5 protein-coding genes and 2 pseudogenes are annotated in these 16,955 nt (G+C 63.9%); 6 read left to right on the forward strand and 1 reads right to left on the reverse strand.

Annotation, left to right across the window (positions count from 1 at the left end):
• Positions 1–95: 95 nt before the first annotated feature.
• From IPM84_19915 to IPM84_19925, 3 genes and pseudogenes are all read left to right on the forward strand, one after another.
• Entirely contained in the window at positions 96–2,975 is a 2,880-nt protein-coding gene (locus IPM84_19915; protein MBK9094986.1) for an SUMF1/EgtB/PvdO family nonheme iron enzyme, read from the forward strand.
• Between the two features lie 447 nt (positions 2,976–3,422).
• Positions 3,423–3,839: pseudogene (gene tnpA / locus IPM84_19920) on the forward strand (IS200/IS605 family transposase).
• Positions 3,840–4,669: 830 nt separating this feature from the next.
• Positions 4,670–5,506 carry a DegV family protein gene (locus IPM84_19925; GenBank protein ID MBK9094987.1) on the forward strand — a complete coding sequence of 279 codons (837 nt, stop codon included), beginning with the start codon at positions 4,670–4,672 and terminating at the stop codon, positions 5,504–5,506.
• Between the two features lie 5 nt (positions 5,507–5,511).
• Here IPM84_19925 and IPM84_19930 read toward each other — a convergent pair whose 3' ends face one another.
• Positions 5,512–6,978: a HEAT repeat domain-containing protein gene (locus IPM84_19930; GenBank protein MBK9094988.1), complete on the reverse strand. Its 1,467-nt coding sequence runs from the start codon at positions 6,976–6,978 to the stop codon at positions 5,512–5,514.
• A 421-nt stretch (positions 6,979–7,399) separates the two neighbouring features.
• On the opposite strand from IPM84_19930, the gene IPM84_19935 reads away from it, so the two are divergent.
• The 3 genes and pseudogenes from IPM84_19935 (at position 7,400) to IPM84_19945 (ending at position 16,920) form a co-directional block, all read left to right on the forward strand.
• Positions 7,400–10,252 (forward strand): hypothetical protein, encoded by a 2,853-nt coding sequence (locus IPM84_19935; GenBank protein ID MBK9094989.1) that lies wholly within the window; start codon positions 7,400–7,402, stop codon positions 10,250–10,252.
• 144 nt (positions 10,253–10,396) lie between these two features.
• Positions 10,397–12,201 (forward strand): annotated as a pseudogene (lepA, locus tag IPM84_19940) (elongation factor 4).
• Between the two features lie 12 nt (positions 12,202–12,213).
• The gene (locus IPM84_19945; GenBank protein MBK9094990.1) at positions 12,214–16,920 is read left to right on the forward strand and encodes a glycosyltransferase family 39 protein; all 4,707 of its coding nucleotides are present in this window, start codon (positions 12,214–12,216) and stop codon (positions 16,918–16,920) included.
• The last annotated feature ends 35 nt before the right edge of the window (positions 16,921–16,955 follow it).

The raw sequence follows: 16,955 nt of genomic DNA on the forward strand, positions 1-16,955 counted from the left end.
TCGCCCCGAATTCATTCGGTGGTCTTCGCCCCGCATTCATTCGGTGGGTTCAGATACCGCATTCACGTCGTGACCGTTAGCCGCAAAGGTGCATCATGCGTCGACGAATCGTCTTCTTCCTGCTGCTTGCCATTCTCCTGGCCATTCTGGCCTTCACCGTGCCGCGCTGGGCGCCGCCGCTCTTGACCTTCATCGGCGCTAACAGCGACCTCATCCAGGGCGCCGAAGCGCTGCTCGCCATCGCGACGGCCCTCCTGTCGGCCCTCAGCCTGCTGGCCACCTTCTTCTTCAGCCGCCGCCCCAGGCAGGCGCCTGACGCCTCGCCGCCCGCGACCGAAACCTCGAACGTGTCATCCCAGGGCGCCATTGTGGGCGGTAACGTGACGAGCGGCGGTCAGTTCAGCGGGCGCGACAGCTACAATTTCCACGCGCCGGTAATCATCACCGGCCAACCGCCCGTCCTGCCGCCCGTACCGGCCGACCTGACGCCGGCCCGCGATGCCTACCTGGCCTACGTGCTCGATCGTCATCAGTTCCTCAGCCTCAAGGGCATGGGCGTCAGCGACCGTGTGCCGCTCAAGCTGCCGCTGCTCGATCTCTACGTGCCGCTGCAGGCGCGGCTGGAGCTGCCCGAAGGTGAAACCTGGCGCCGCAACCTGCGCCTGGCCGGCCGGCCGCTCAGCCCGGAGGAGCAGGCCGGCCTGACCGGCCGCCTCAGCGAGCCGCGGCCCGTGCTCGACCTGATCCAGGCGCACGATGGCCTGGTGGTGTTGGGCGACCCCGGCGCAGGCAAGACCACGTTCCTCAAATACCTGGCGCTGAAACTGGCGCTCGGTCACGGTCCAGCTATCGGTCTGGGCAACCGCCTGCCGATCCTGGCGCCCCTCTCCGGCTTTGCCAACGCCCTGGCCGCCGGCAGCGTGCGCCTGGACGATTACATCGCCAACTATTTTCACGACATCGGCGTGGATCTGCCGGTGGCCGCGCTGCTGCAGCAGGCGCTGGCAAAGGGCCAGGCGCTGGTGCTGCTCGATGGCCTGGACGAGGTCAAAGAGGCGGGCCTGCGTCACACCGTGGTGCAGCAGGTGGTGGATTTCTACAGCGCGCAGCGCCGCCGCGGCAACAAGTTTGTGCTCAGCAGCCGCATCGTCGGCTACCGGGCCGTGCGTCCCACCGCGCCGGGCCTGGCCGAATGTACATTGGTGGATTTCGACAACGACGAGATCGCCGCGTTCGTCGAACGCTGGACCGCCACCCTGGAAAAGCAGGCTTCGGGCGACACGGCCGTGGCGCGGGACGACGCCGCGCGTGAACGCCAGGCCCTGTTGGACGCGGTGCAGCGCAATCCCAGCGTTCATGACCTGGCGTCCAATCCTTTGCTCTTGACCATCCTGGCCCTCATGCAGCGCCAGGGCGTCACCCTGCCGGAGCGCCGCATCGAGCTGTACGATCAGTATGTCAAGACCCTGATTTCGAGCTGGAACCGCACGCGGGGCCTGGGCCGGCCGCCCACGCGTGACCTGGACGCCGTGCAGACGATACGCATCCTGGCGCCGCTGGCCCTGTGGATGCACGAGACCAGTCCGGGGGTGGGGCTGGTCAAACGCGAGGAGGTGCGCCGGCGCCTGCAGACCATCTTCCGTGAACGGGGCGACGCGGACCCGGAGGCCGCGGCGCGGCGCTTCGAGGACGATGTGCATGAACACGCCGGGCTGCTGCTGGAGCGCGGCCCCGGCGAGTACGGCTTCATGCACCTGACCTTCGAGGAATACCTGGCGGCCGTCGCGCTGGCCCTGCGCGGGCAAGGCGACTGCCGGCCCATCGTAGACTACCTGGCGCAGCATGTGGGCGATCCGGCCTGGCGCGAGGTGGCGCTGCTCACCGTGAGCTACCTGGGCTTGATCCAGCAGTTGGACAGCGTGGCCGGCGAAGTGGTCGAGGGGCTGCTGGCGACGCCCATCGGCGCACCGGGCGAGGCCGTGGTGCTGGCCGGCGCGGCTGTGCTCGACGCCTGGCCGGGCGGGGTGCCGCCAGGCAGCAGGGACAAGGCCGTGACCGCGCTGATTTCGACCATGCAGAGCGCCGTGACAGCGCCGCGTCTGCGCCGCGAGGCCGGGCTGCTACTCGGCAGCCTGCACTGGCAGCCGGACGACCTGGACACGTTCGTGGAAGCGCCGGCCGGGGAGTTCCTCTACGGCGATCCGCCCCAGAAGCGGCGCATCGAGCAGCGCTTTTGGATTGCCCGGTACCCCGTGACCAACGCGCAGTACCGGCGCTTCATGGAGGATCACGGCTACGAGCGCCCGGAGTTCTGGAGTCAGGACGGTTGGGCCTGGCGCACGGGCACGTATGAGACGACGGCCACTGAAGACTGGATGAAAGAGCATCTCGCGCGACGTCCGCCGGAGCTGCGCAGCCAGCCCTATTTCTGGGACGACCGCGAGCGCAGCAGCCCCATCTGCCCGGTGGTGGGCATCACCTGGTTCGAGGCGCAGGCGTACGCGACCTGGCTGGACCGTCAGCTCACGGAGCTGCGCCTGGCCGACGGCCGGCGCCTGCTCAAGCCCCCGCGTTACGCGCTGCGCCTACCCACGGAGATGGAGTGGGAGCGGGCGGCGCGAGGAACCGACGGGTGGGAGTATCCATGGGGCGGACCGTTCGACTCTGTGCATTGTAACACGGATGCCAATGACCCGGAAGGCAAATTCGGGATCGGCGCCACCGCGGTTTGCACCTACCCCAGCGGCGCCAGCCCCACCGGCGCCTGGGATATGAGCGGCAACGTGTGGGAGTGGACGAACTCACTGTATTCCGGGCAGGAACCATTTCCCGTGGTGCGGGGCGGTTCCTGGTATAGTATTCCCAGGTACGCTCGTTGTGCGGTGCGCTACAGGGACGTGCCCGACGGCTTCTTCAGCATTCTTTCGGCGTTCGGGTGGTTGTGTCCCTGGCGGCTCCTGGTTTCTGATTTCTGAATGCTGGAGTGCTGAGTGCTGAATTCTGGCCCAGGAGGCGAGGGAGCCGTCGAATGAATTCGGCGTCTGATACGGCCGAATGAATTCTGATACCACCGAATGAATTCGGCGTCTGATACCACCGAATGAATTCGGCGTCTGATACCAAAAACCTGCTGAAGCAGGTTGGTGGGGGGCTTGAACCTTCGTTGCGAAAAAACGATGCAAGCCACCGAATGAATTCGGCGTCTGGTACCGAAAACTGAAGCAGGTTGGTGGGGGGCTTGAATCTTCGTCGCGAAGAAACGATGCAAGAGGGTGTTGGGGGTAGGGGTGAGGTGTCGTTGAGGTTGTTGTGGAGAGATTCATGGGTGGGTTGCCGTGGATGGATTCACGGGCGGGGTGCGGTGGATGGATTCACCTCACGGCGCCGCGGATGTTCGATCATGAAGGATGGGAGGACAGCAAATGCCATTTTGGCGCACGTATTATCACCTGGTGTGGGCCACGAAAAACCGTGAGCCGTGGATTACGCCGGACATCGAGCCGCGTTTGTACGCGTATATTGTTCACAAAGCCGCGGAGTTGGGCGTGTTTGTGTACGCCATCAACGGCTGGACCGATCACATTCATCTGATCGTCGCCATCCCGCCGCACGTTTCCGTGGCCGACCTGGTCAAGCATCTCAAAGGCGCCTCTTCGCACGATCTCAACCAGCAGGGGCTTGCCGTGCATTTCGGCTGGCAGCGCGGCTACGGCGTACTGACATTGGGTCAGCGGCAAAAGCCCGATGCCGAAGCGTATGTCAGCAACCAGAAAGAGCATCATCGCCTGGACACCGCCATCGCCTGGCTGGAGCGCTACTCGGAGTTTGATGAAGGGCCTGAAGATATACCATCATCGCCCGCGTCCCAACCCGTGCCGGCCCTGCGCGAATCATCGCCAACCTATGACTACTCGGAGTTTGATGAAGGGCCTGACGACCTACCATCATCGCTCGCGTCCCAACCGGCGCCGGCCCTGCGCGAACCATCGCCCACCTATGACGTTCTCGACGAACCGGCATTCTAACCCCCCAAAACTCGCCCCGAATTCATTCGGCCTCAACGAATCAACATCCCCCCCCCGAACCTGCTTCAGCAGGTTTTTCATACCAGACCCCGAATTCATTCGGTGGTCTTCCCCCGAATTCATTCGGCAATCCATCCAGACGCCGCATTCATTCGGTCTCAACGAATCAACATCCCCCCCCCGAACCTGCTTCAGCAGGTTTTTCATACCAGACGCCGAATTCATTCGGTGGTCTTCGCCCCGATTCATTCGGTGGCCTCCGCCCCGAATTCATTCGGTGGTCTTCGCCCCGATTCATTCGGTGGCCTTCGCCCCGAATTCATTCGGTAATCTTCGCCCCGAATTCATTCGGCAATCCATCCAGACCCCGCATTCATTCGGTCTCAACGAATCAACATCCCCCCCCCGAACCTGCTTCAGCAGGTTTTTCATACCAGACGCCGAATTCATTCGGTGGTCTTCGCCCGAATTCATTCGGCAATCCATCCAGCCCCCGCATTCATTCGGTCTCAACGAATCAACATCCCCCCCCGAACCTGCTTCAGCAGGTTTTTCATACCAGACTTCGCCCCGATTCATTCGGTGGTCTTCGCATTCATTCGGCTCCCTTCCCCCCGAATACATTCGCCTCTTGGAGTAACATCATGGTTCATATCATCACCGACACAACCGCGGCGCTGCCGGAGACCCTGGTGCAGCAGCTTGGGATTCCAATCATCCCGCAGGTGATCAATTTCGGCACGGAGTCGTTCCTGGAAGGGGTGGACTTGGACAAGGCGACCTTCATGCGCCGCCTGCGTAGTGAGCGCACCCTGCCCAAGACCGCCGCGCCGCCGCCGGAGCTGTTCGTGCGCGAGTTCGCGCGCCTCGCGCCCACCGGCGAACCGATTCTGTGCATTCATCCGTCGTCCGAGATCAGCGGCACGGTGCGTTCCGCGCTGACCGCCCGCCAGGAGTTCCCCGGCGCGGACATCCGTGTGCTTGATACGCGGGTGGTGGCCGCGCCGCTGGCCACCCTGGTGCAGTTGGCGGTGCAGATGGCCGCAGCCGGTGAGACGGTGGATGTCATCGAGGCCCGCCTGGCCGGCTTGATTCCGCGCTGTCGCCTCTACTTCTTGGTGGCCACGCTGGAATACCTGGCCAAAGGCGGCCGCATTGGCGGCGCACAGGCTCTGCTGGGCAGCGTCCTGCAGATCAAACCGATCCTGACGCTGCGTGATGGCCGCGTCGAAGTGCTGGAACGGGAGCGCACCCACAAGCGCGCGCTGGCTCGCCTGCAGGAATTGGTTTTGACGCAAATCCCGCGGGATGGCAGCGGCCATCTGTGTGTGATGCACGCCGATGTGCCAGAGCAGGCGCTGGCCCTGGCTGAGGAGTTGCGCGGCCCGCTCAACCTGCCACCGCTGCCGATCTTCGATGTGCCGCCAGCCATCGTGGTGCATGGCGGGCCGGGGATTCTGGGAGTGAGTTTCTTCGTCTGAAATTCTCAATTCACCGCCGCGACCTGCGGCAGGGTTGGGGCGGCTGCCCTGGTGTGCAGGAGATCGAGCGCCAGGGTCGCACGCACGCGCACCATCTCATCGGCGCTCACCTGGAATGCGAGCAGGCTGGGCAGGGCGGCGGCGTCGCCCTGGCGCCCCAGCGCTCGCGCCGCGGCAAAACCCACCTGGGCATTGTCGCCGGCCAGATGCGCCAGCAGCGGCTCAGTGGCCCGCGGATCGCTCAGGATGCCCAGGCCCAGCGCGGCCCAGGCTTGCGCCGCCGGGTCGCCATCAGCGAGCTGGCTCAGCAGCGCTTCGGCATCGTCCAGGGTCAGGCTGAGCATGCCCTGGTCGGTCACGGCCCGCACACTCAGCGGGGTGTCCACGGCCGGAATCAGCGCAGTGACGCGGGCGGTCAACTGCAGCGGTTGGCCGTTCGGGCCGGGCATCGGCTGCCAGCGGCTGCCGCTGTCCATGCTGATGAAAACGCGGCCCGGCGCGAAGTGCATCTGACTGCTGCCGACCCAGAAACCGGTAGCCGCGTAGACCACACCCGGCTCGGCCGGATCGGCTGCCAGCGCGGTCACATCCAGGATAACGCCGGGCTGCAGGCCCAGGGCGCCGGACAGATTTTGCCAACTGCGCCCGCGGTCCAGGCTGCGGTAGAGGCCGTTGCTGCCCGTGGCCGCCAGCAGCACGCCATCGGTTTCCACCACGGCATGCACCGGCGCCGAGACGCTGCTGATGCGCAGCCAGCGATCGCCCTGGTCGCCGGTCGGGTCTGCCAGCTCACGATCGAGCACGAAGAGACCGCGGCTGGCGCCCGCGAAGATCAGCGCCTCGTTGGCGTTGGTCACATGCACCTGCGCCACCGCGGTTCCAGCGGGCAATCCACGGCCAGGGCCGGTCAGCGCGTCGCCCTGCCAGTAGAAAAGACCCTCTGTGCTGCCGATGAAGACCGCCAGGTCGCGCGCCTGGTCTGAAGCCCGCGCCATCGCCAGGCGGTCAACGGCCAGGCTGGTGATCTGGGCCTGGGACGCCTGCACGTCTGCCCAGGCGAGCGGCAGCTCGCGCCAGGTCTGCGCAGCAAAATCGGCGCGGAAGAGGCGATTGCCGGCCGCGGCCAGGGCCGAATTGCCGTCAGGCGCCAGCGCCAGCGCGCTGATCTGCGCCGCCGGCAGGCTGCCCATGCTCAGCCAGGTGTGGCCGCCATCGGCCGTGAAAAACAGCTCCGAGCTTGCGCCGCTGCTCGCAACGGCCGCCGCCATCATCTGGCCGCTGCTGGAACTGGCGGTCAGCCGCTGCACCTGCGCCGCGGGCAGCGTCATTGCCTGCGGTGACGAAACCTGATCGAGCGCCCGGCTCTCGCGCTCACCAAACAGCAGGGCAAGGCCGGCGCCGCTTGCCAAGATCATCAGCGCCATCATCAGGCGCAGCAAATGAACTCCGAACGTCTTGATCGTCGTCATCATGGTGTGTTCTTCATCCTCCATTCCATTACTGCATTCCATTACTCTGACGCGTTCAGTCTAGCACCGTGCCCATCCCCGCGCATCGGTTACGCCTCTGGGTTTCCGCTGCGCAAACCACGCACCCCTTCTACGCCGTTGATTACGCCAAAATGCGTACTTGATACGTGATGCGTGACTCTCCCTTCCCCCTTCATCTTTCACTTAAACCAGAAGCCTCCCGCCTTCCACGTAAATCTCCAATCTCCAATCTCCGATCTCCGATCTCCGATCTCCAATCTCCAATCTCCCTCCAATCCTCTCTCTCCACACCCCCTCCTCAAGTTGACGCATCGGCGTTCTTGTCCTATACTGCAAACACCGACTGCCACCCGATGTCCCCCACCGCCTCTCTATTTCTTTTTCAGTTTTGGAAGGAGTTCACATGCCAAGTAAGCGTCTTCTACACGTGCTGGCTATCCTGGGGTTGCTCCTGGGCATAGTCGTGTCGAGTGTGCAGGCGAGCGCACCGTCGCGCCCGGCTGCCTCTTCCCCCATCTACGGGCCGTTCGCCGGCGAGACGAGCTACCCCACCGTCTGGAATGGCGACATGCGCGACCTGCCCCAGGGCAATAACGGCAAGGCTGCGCCAAACCAGCAGTTTCCCCTGCGCCTGACGCCGTCCGAGCAATCGGCGGCGACGTGGGCCGCGGCCCTGAACCCCAATGTGCAGGATTCGCCCGGCGCCGGGCAGATGCCCAACCCCATCATGAACTTCAACGGCATGACCTTTCCGGCGAATGGCGCGGGCTGGCCGCCCGATGTCAACGGCGCGATCGGCCCCAATCACTACGTCGAAGGCGTCAACACCTCGGTGGGTATCTACAACAAGACCACTGGCGCGTTGATCAGCGCAGTGACCTTCAACACCTTCTTCCCCGGCCCGGCCGGCACGCCCTGCGATGCCAATAACCAGGGCGACATCCAGATCATCTACGACCAGACGGTGGGTCGCTGGGTTGTCACCGACTTTGCCTGGTCCGGCGCCACCGGCCCATACTACCAGTGTATCGCCGTGTCCCAGACCAGTGACCCGGTTGCGGGCGGCTGGTACTTCTACGCCCTGCGCGCGGACACCGGCATCTTCACCTCGTACCTGAACGACTATCCCAAGATGGGCGTCTGGTCTGACGGCTGGTACATGACGGCCAACATGTTCGATCAGATCGGCACCGGCTTTGGTGTGCGCGTCTGGGCCTTGAACCGCAGCCAGATGATCACCGGCGGCGCCTTGCAGGAAGTCCACTTCGACACCTGCACCGACGCCACCTGCGATGCGCTGCTGCCAGCCAACTATCACGGCACGACCGCCCCGCCCGCCGGCGCACCCAACTACATGCTGTCGGCCACGCCGCCCGACCTGCTCAAGATGTGGAAGTTCCATGTGGACTGGGTCACGCCGGCCAACTCTACCTTCACCGGCCCGACCCTCCTGCCGATCAGCGCGTTCGAACCGGTCACCTATCAGGTTCCGCAGCAGGGCACCACGCGCCTCCTCGACACCCTCAGCTTTCGTTTGATGAACCTGTTGCAGTATCGCAACATGGGCTCCTACGAATCGCTGTGGGCTTCGCACACCGTGGACGTGGCCGGCAAGGCGTCCGTGCGCTGGTACGAAGTGCGCGCACCCGGCGCCGCCACCAATGTCTATCAGTCCGGCACCTACGCGCTGGGCGATGGCAATCACCGCTGGATGCCCAGCATCGCGGCTGACAAGGACGGTAATGCCGCCGTGGGCTACAGCGTCTCCAGCGCCAGCATGTTCCCCGCTCTGCGCTACGCAGGCCGCCGCCTGGGTGAAAGCCTGGGCCAACTACCGCAGAACGAAGCGGTGCTCATCAACGGCACCGGCTCGCAGACGGGCATCAGCCGCTGGGGCGACTACTTCTCGCTGACCCTCGACCCGGCCGATGACTGCACCTTCTGGTTCGCCGGCGAGTACCTGCCTGTCAGCGGCAACAACTGGTACACCCGTATCGGTTCGTTCAAGTTCGCCGCCTGCGGACAGACCCTGGGCACGCTCAACGGTCGCGTCTACAACACCGTCACCAATGCCGGCATCGCCGGCGCTCCGGTCACTGTGGTTGGCCCTGAGACCATGACCACCTCGACGGACGCCAGCGGAAACTACAGCGTCAACGTGGTTCCCGGCACCTATGACATCACGGCCGGCCCGCTGCTGCCTGGTTATCCCACCTCGGCGACCGTCACCGGCCGCACGGTCGGCGCCGGCGGCGCCACCACCACCGACATCGGCCTGGCGCCGGTCCCGCACCTGGTCTACAACACCTCCGCGATCAGCGGAGGCAACGGCAACAGCGTCCCCGAACCGGGCGAATCCAACCTGCAGATGTTGGTCAACCTGATGAACGACGGCGCCACCACCAGCACCGGCATCAACGCCGTGCTCTCGACCTCGACGGCCGGCGTGAGCGTTTCGCAGAATACCTCCGCCTACCCGAACATCCTGGCCGGCGCCAACGCGAACAACAGCACGCCGTATGTCTTCTCGGTAGCTGACACTGTGCCTTGCGGCACGCTGATCAACTTCCAGTTGGCTGTGACCTCGACCCAGGGACCGTACACAATCAACTTCAGCCTTTTGGCCGGCACTTCGCAGCCGCCCACCGCCTATTTCTTCGACAACTTCGAGAACGGCGTCAACGGCTGGACCACGGGCGGCACCCAGAACTTCTGGGCGCAGGTCACCAACATGTCGTACAGCCCCACCCATGCCTGGCACGACAGCCCGTCCGGCGTCTATCCGAACAACATGAACTCCTGGCTCAAGTCGCCGAACATCGTCCTGACCGGCAAGACGAACATCTCGGTCTCCGGCTGGTTCACTCATGCCCTCGAATCCGGCTACGACTACGCCTACCTCGAGTATTCGCTGGATGGCGGCACGACCTGGAACCCATCTTACCTGGCTCGCTTCAATGGCGTGTCGCAGAGCTGGGCGCAGACTGCGGTCGCCTCGCCGATGCTCGACAACCAGGCCAACGTGGCCCTGCGCTTGCGCGTCACCTCGGACAGCGGCGTGGTGGCTGATGGCATCTACATGGATGACTTCGCGGTCAACTACACCCCCATCACCTGCGAGCCGCCGACGCCCACCGCGGTGCAGCTCAGCAATGTCGGCTCAACCACGCCCGCGCTGCCCTACGGCACGATGGCGGCTGCGCTGGCCCTGCTGCTGGCCGCTGGCGCAGTGGCCTGGCGCCGTCGCACGGTCTGATTCACGCGCTGCGACCTAATCCAGGGCGTCCCCGTGCCCTGACGTAACGAACACAGAAGGCGGTCCGTCGTACTGATGGGCCGCCTTTTGTTGAGCGGAGATCAGATTGCACTTTTTCCGCTTTGTCGTGTACAATCTGCCCCTATGGAACAATCCCTGATTCGCAATTTTTGCATCGTGGCGCATGTGGACCACGGCAAGAGCACTCTGGCCGACCGCCTGCTGCAACTGACCGGAACGGTTTCCGATCGCGACATGACCGAACAGGTGCTGGACTCGATGGACCTGGAACGCGAGAAAGGCGTCACCATCAAGGCATCGGCCGTGCGCATGAGTTACACGGCCAGCAGCGGCCAGACGTACGAGATCAACCTGATTGACACACCCGGCCACGTGGACTTCTCCTACGAGGTCTCGCGCGCACTGACGGCCTGTGAGGGCGCGGTGCTCGTGGTGGACGCCAGCCAGGGCATCGAAGCGCAGACGCTGGCCAATCTCTATCTCGCGTTGGAACACGATCTGGAGATCATCGCGGTCGTCAACAAGATTGACATGATCGCGGCGCGACCGGACGAGGTGGCGCAAGAAATCGGCGACCTGATCGGCACACCGCTCGATGACGTCATTCGCATCTCGGCCAAAGAGGGCTTGAACGTGACCGCCGTGCTGGAATCGGTGGTCAAGCATGTGCCGCCGCCCAAAGGTGACGCAAGCGCGCCGCTGCGCGCCCTGGTGTTCGATAGTCATTATGACACGTATAAAGGCGTGGTGGCCTATGTACGCGTGTTCGATGGCTCGTACAGCCTGGGGCCGAACCTCAAGATCATGTCGAGCGGTCAGCGGGTCGAACCGCTGGATGTCGGTATTTTTGGCCCCGGCATGATCCCGATCGGCGCACTGTCGGCCGGCGAGGTGGGCTACATCGCCACCGGCCTCAAGTCGGTGCGCGATTGCCGCGTGGGCGACACCCTGACCACCTGGCTGCACGGCGCTGACGCGGCCTTGCCCGGCTACGAACCGTCCAAGCCGATGGTGTTTGCGGGCCTGTATCCGACACGCGGGGAGGACTATGCCCTGCTGCGCGATGCCCTGGAGAAACTGCAGCTCAACGACGCCTCGCTCATTTTCCAGCCGGAGAGCAGCCAGGCGCTTGGCTTTGGCTTCCGCTGCGGCTTCCTGGGCCTCTTCCACATGGAGATCATCCAGGAGCGCCTGGAACGTGAATACGACCTGGACGTGCTCTTTACCGCGCCTAGCGTGGAGTACCAGGTGACCAAGACCAACGGCAGCGAGATCCTGGTGGATAACCCGGTGGAGCTGCCGCCTGAAAGCGAGATCGCAGAGATTCGCGAGCCGTGGATGAAGATCACGATTTTCGCGCCGGTGGAATACATCGGCCAGGTGATGGACCTGGCGACAAAACGCCGCGGCGAGTTCGTGAATCAAGAATACCTGGACGAGCGCCGGGTCCTGCTGACCTACCACATCCCGCTGGTTGAAATCCTGGTTGATTTCTATAACGACCTCAAGGCGCGCACGCGTGGCTATGCCAGCATGGACTACGCGTTCGACGATTACCGCGTGGCCGACATGGTGCGCCTGGATGTGCTCATCAACGACATTCCCGTGGACGCGTTGTCGGTCATCGTTCACCGCGATCAGGCTTTCCAAAAAGGGCAGCGGTTGGTCAGCAAGATGAAGGAAGTCATCCCACGCCAGCAGTACGAGGTGCCGATTCAGGCCGCGCTGGGCAAGAAGATCATCAGCCGGGCCAACGTCAAAGCCTATCGCAAGGACGTGCTTTCCAAGTGCTACGGCGGCGACATCTCGCGTAAGCGCAAGCTGCTGGAAAAGCAAAAAGAGGGCAAGCGCCGCATGAAGATGGTGGGGGGCAGATAGAGATACCACAGGAGGCCTTCATGTCGGTCCTCAAGCTGGACGAAGACTGAATTTAGGAGGGTATGTTGTCTGCGACAGCTCCAACTCAAGATAACGGGCGCCAGGCCCAGTTGACTCCCATGCAGGTCTTTCTGCTGCTGGCGGTGCTGGTCGCGGCCCTGGCGCTGCGGCTCTACAACAACAACTGGGATGACTACCAGCACGCGCACCCGGACGAACGTTGGATTGTGATGGTGGCCGGCGACATGCACATGCCGCACCACATCTCCGAGGCGCTCGACCCGCGGCGCTCGCCGTTCAACCCGTTGTGGAATCCGGAGCAGCGCGCGGTGCGCCATTTTGCTTACGGCCATCTGCCGCTGTATATCCTGACCGCCACAGCCGCGCTCGTCCATGCTGCGGGTCAGGCGCTGACCGGCCTGGGCCTACCAAGCGAGATCATCCGTTGGCTGGTGGCGGCCAACACCTACGACGGCCTCAATCTGCTCGGTCGCGTCCTCTCGGCTCTTTTCGACACCGGCTCGGTCTATGTCATCTTCCTGATCGGTCGGCGCATCTACAGCACACGCGCCGCTCTCCTGGGCGCCGCCTTCGCCGCGCTCACCGTGACTTCCATCCAACTCAGCCATTTCTACGCCTTTGATCCGGTGGCGGCCTTCTTTATCATGGGCGCGGTCTACGGTGGCGTGCGCATGGCGCAGGATGGCAATCTGTCGGCGTCGCTGCTGGCCGGGGCCATGGCTGGCGCCGCGGTTTCCTCCAAGTTCAGCGCCCTGCCCATTCTGGCCGCCCTGGTTGTTGGCGCGGGGGCACGTTACTGGTCCGTCATGGCGGCCCGCCGCAACCAGCCGGTGCGCGTGCGCGAAGACTACGAGATTGCGCTGGCCTCCAATCAGTTCACCCAGGCGCTCGGCCTGGCCCTGATTGCCCTCTCGGTGGCGGTGATTGTCTTTGCGGTGACCTCGCCCTTTGCGGTCATTGATTGGCCCAACTATCGCATCTCGGTGATTGACGAACAGGGCGCCATGGTGCGCGGCGATGCCGATTTCCCCTACACCCGCCAGTATCGCGGCACGCTGCCCTTCATCTACAACATCGAGCAGCAAATCCGCTGGGGCATGGGGTGGCCGCTCGGCCTGCTCGCCTTCATCGGCCTGGCCTGGGCTTTGGCGCGGGCGCTGGCCGGTCGCGCCAGCCCGGCCGAATGGGTTCTATTGGCCTGGTGTGTGCCCTATTTTGCGCTGACCGGCCTGTTCATGGTCAAATTCATGCGCTACATGCTGCCCTTACTGCCGTTCTTTAGCCTGATGGGCGCCGCGCTGTTGGAACGCATCTGGAGTCGTCAAAGCTGGATCGAGGCCTACCGCCGCGCGCGCGACTCTATTTCCACTGCCAATCATGAGGACGCGGCACTGGATGTATCGGCATGGGTGGGGCGCAGCGAGGGCGACTCCGTAGACGTTCAGGAAGTTGTTGAGCCGCGTCCCTGGTGGGCCTGGCTGGCGCCGACGATTGGCCTGTTCGTCCTGATCGGCTCGGCCGTGTGGGCTTTGGCCTTCGTCAATGGCGTCTACGGCCATTCACATTCGTGGATCGCGGCCTCGCGTTGGATCTACGAGCATGTGCCGCAGAACAGCGTCATTCTGGCCGAACATTGGGACGATTCGCTGCCCAAGGACTTGCAGAAGCCGGCCGGCTATTATCGCGGCGCCTATGGCTACCGCGTTACGGACCTGCCCAACTACGAAGAGGATACGCAGGCCAAGTTCGAAACCATCAAGCGCATGGTCAACGAGGCCGATTATATTGTTCTGGCCACCAATCGTCTCTACCGCTCCATTCCCCGCCTGCCCCAGCGCTATCCCATGACCACGCGCTACTATGATCTGCTCTTCCAGGGCGAACTTGGCTTCGAACTGGTGCAGGAGTTCCCGTCACGGCCGCGTCTCGGCCCCGTCGAATTCAACGATGACGACGCCGATGAGAGCTTCACCGTCTACGATCACCCCAAACCGATCGTCTTCAAGAAAGTGGCGACCCTGACCGATGCCGAATGGCAAGACAAACTGGGCGATAGCTGGCAAGGCGCCATCCCCGGCTACACCGGCAGCAAATCAGCGCTGTCGCTGTTGTTCGATCGTCTGGAGGGTCGCACCACGCCCGCCGCCGCGCCCGCGGGTGAAGGCGCCAGCGGCAAGACCCTGCTGCTCGACCGTCCCAGTGAAGAACTGCCTGCGCCCTACGATCTGCGCTGGAATCGCCTGGCGACCAACTCGACCCCCATCGCCATCATCGTCTGGTGGCTGGCGCTGCTGCTCATTCAGCTCATCTCCTGGCCCCTGGCGTTCAGCGTCTTTCGCCATCTGCGCGACCGCGGTTACCTGTTCGCGCGGCTGCTCGGCTGGCTGCTCGCCGGCTGGCTGGTCTGGATCGTCGCCAGTATGCACCTGCCGGTCGTGGGCAACAATCTGCTGACCATTGGCGCCGCGCTGATCCTCATCGCCCTCCTCTCCCTCGTCCTTTGGCGCCGCAACCGTGATGAGATGCGCGCCTTTGTGCGCGCTAATCGCGGCCTGCTGCTGATTGGCGAGGCGGTATTCGGCGGCGCCTTCCTACTCTTCGTGGTCATTCGTATGCTCAACCCTGACCTGTGGCAACCCTGGCAGGGCGGCGAGAAGTTCATGGAGTTCGCCTTCCTCAACGCCACCGCGCGCAGCACCTGGATGCCGCCCCTGGATCCCTACTTCGCCGGTGGTTACATCAACTACTACTACTACGGCTACTTCCTGGTGGGCATCTTCATCAAGCTGACCGGCATCGCGCCGTCGGTCGCCTTCAACCTGGCTGTCCCCACGCTCTTTGCCGCAACCGCGGCCGGCGCCTTCTCGCTGGTCTACAACCTGGCGCCCGCGGCGGCCAACCGCCGCGGGCCATTCTGGCGTCAGGGTATTGGCGCCGGGTTGGCTGGCAGCCTGTTCGTCGTCGTCATCGGCAACCTGGACGCCATGGGGCAAGTGCTGCGCCGTCTGGCTGAACAGACCCAAACGCCGTTCCAAAGCCAGATTCCCGGCCTGCAAACGCTCGTGCGCGCCGTGTCCGGGGCGATCCATGTCTACAGCACTGGCGGCCGCCTGTCGGGCTTCGACTGGTGGGCGCCCAGCCGCGTGCTGCCTGGGACGATCAACGAGTTCCCGTTCTGGAGCTTCCTCTTTGCCGATCTGCACCCGCACATGATGAGCATGCCGTTCACCATCCTGTTCCTGGCGTTGGCGCTCAACCTGGTGGCCGGCTACGGCGCCGGGATGAGCGGCGACCTCGCTGGCACGTTTCTCTCGTTCATCTTCATCCCGCTCAGTATCGGCGCATTGGCCGCCATCAACACCTGGGACCTGCCCACCTACCTGGGCGTTGCGGTTCTGGCCTTCATCATTCGCGATTACCGTGCAACCGGTCGTGTGCGGGTATGGCTGCTGCTCTTCTTTACGGCTGCCGTGGCCGCGCTGGCCTACGGTTTCTATCTGCCCTTCTTCCAGAACTACGAAGCGGTGGGCAGCAGCGGCGTTGGCCTGGTCAAGGGTAAGACCGAACTGGGCAAGTGGCTGCAGATTTGGGGCTTCTTCGCCTTCCTGGCGATCAGCTACTTGATTGTCGAGCTGCGCCGCCGCGACCATGAGCAGACCGGACCCCATGCGCGTTCACCCGCGCTGGTGCGCTGGCTGCGCATCATGGCCGATCAATGGGACCTGGCGCCGCGCGTCGCCACGCTGCATGCGGTGCTGGTCAAACAGGCCGCGCCCGCGTACCTCTTTGGGCGCCTCTTCGTGGCACTCATGGCCCTGATTGCCGTGGCTTTGGCGCTGCTCGGTTATTGGGTGCCGACGCTGCTGCTGCTGCCCTTGTTCGTGGCCGGGCTGCTCTTGTTCCGTCGTGATGTCACACCGGAGCGCACCTTCAACGTGCTCCTGATCTTCACCGGCCTGCTGGTCGCCTTTGGGGCCGAATTCGTCTTCCTGAAGGATTTTCTGTGCGGTTGTTCGGCCGACGGCAAAACCGTGGGCGACTTCTACCGCATGAATACCCTGTTCAAGTTCTACACCCAGGTCTGGGTCCTGCTGGGCCTGGGCGCGGCCGCGGCCCTGCCCACCCTGTGGGAGGCGCTGAACAAACGCTTCAGCGCGGGCTGGCGCGTCGCCTGGAGCGCTATCTTCGTGGTCCTCATGGCTTCGGTGCTGGTCTTCCCGCTCATCGGCACCCCGCGCCGCGTGGATGACCGCTTCCCCGGCACGCGCCCGGCCATCGGCACCCTGGATGGCATGGCTTTCATGACGGTCGGCGTCTACACCTGGCCGGATCAAAACAATCAAATTCACCTGCAGTACGATTACGATGCCATTCAATGGCTGCTGGATAACGTCAAGGGTAACCCGGTGGTCGCGGAAGGGCGCATTGATTACTACCGCGAAGGCGGCATGCGCGTCGCCAGCTTCACCGGCCTGCCCAGCCTCCTCGGCGCGCACCAGGGCGAGCAGCGCTACAGCTTCCTGGTGGGACCGCGTGAGAATGACGCGCGTGAGTTCTTCACCACGGCGGACATCGCGCGCACCCAGGATCTGATCCGGAGCCTCAACATTCGCTACATCTATGTGGGCCATCTGGAGCGCACCGTCTACCCGGCGGAGGGCATCGCCAAGTTCGAACAAATGACCCAGCAAGGGCTGCTCTCCGTGGCGTATCGCAACCAGGAAGTCACGATCTACCTGGCGCCCTGAGCGCCGAATTCATTCGGCGCCTGATACGTCAAACC

The organism is Candidatus Amarolinea dominans (genome assembly GCA_016719785.1).
GTDB lineage: Bacteria > Chloroflexota > Anaerolineae > SSC4 > Amarolineaceae > Amarolinea > Amarolinea dominans.

Bases quoted from the DNA above. Each gene is read 5' to 3' on its own strand.
- IPM84_19925 (MBK9094987.1), top strand. From the start codon at position 4,670: ATGGTTCATATCATCACCGACACAACCGCGGCGCTGCCGGAGACCCTG.
- IPM84_19945 (MBK9094990.1), top strand. From the start codon at position 12,214: ATGTTGTCTGCGACAGCTCCAACTCAAGATAACGGGCGCCAGGCCCAG.
- IPM84_19915 (MBK9094986.1), top strand. From the start codon at position 96: ATGCGTCGACGAATCGTCTTCTTCCTGCTGCTTGCCATTCTCCTGGCC.
- IPM84_19935 (MBK9094989.1), top strand. From the start codon at position 7,400: ATGCCAAGTAAGCGTCTTCTACACGTGCTGGCTATCCTGGGGTTGCTC.
- IPM84_19930 (MBK9094988.1), bottom strand. From the start codon at position 6,978: ATGATGACGACGATCAAGACGTTCGGAGTTCATTTGCTGCGCCTGATG.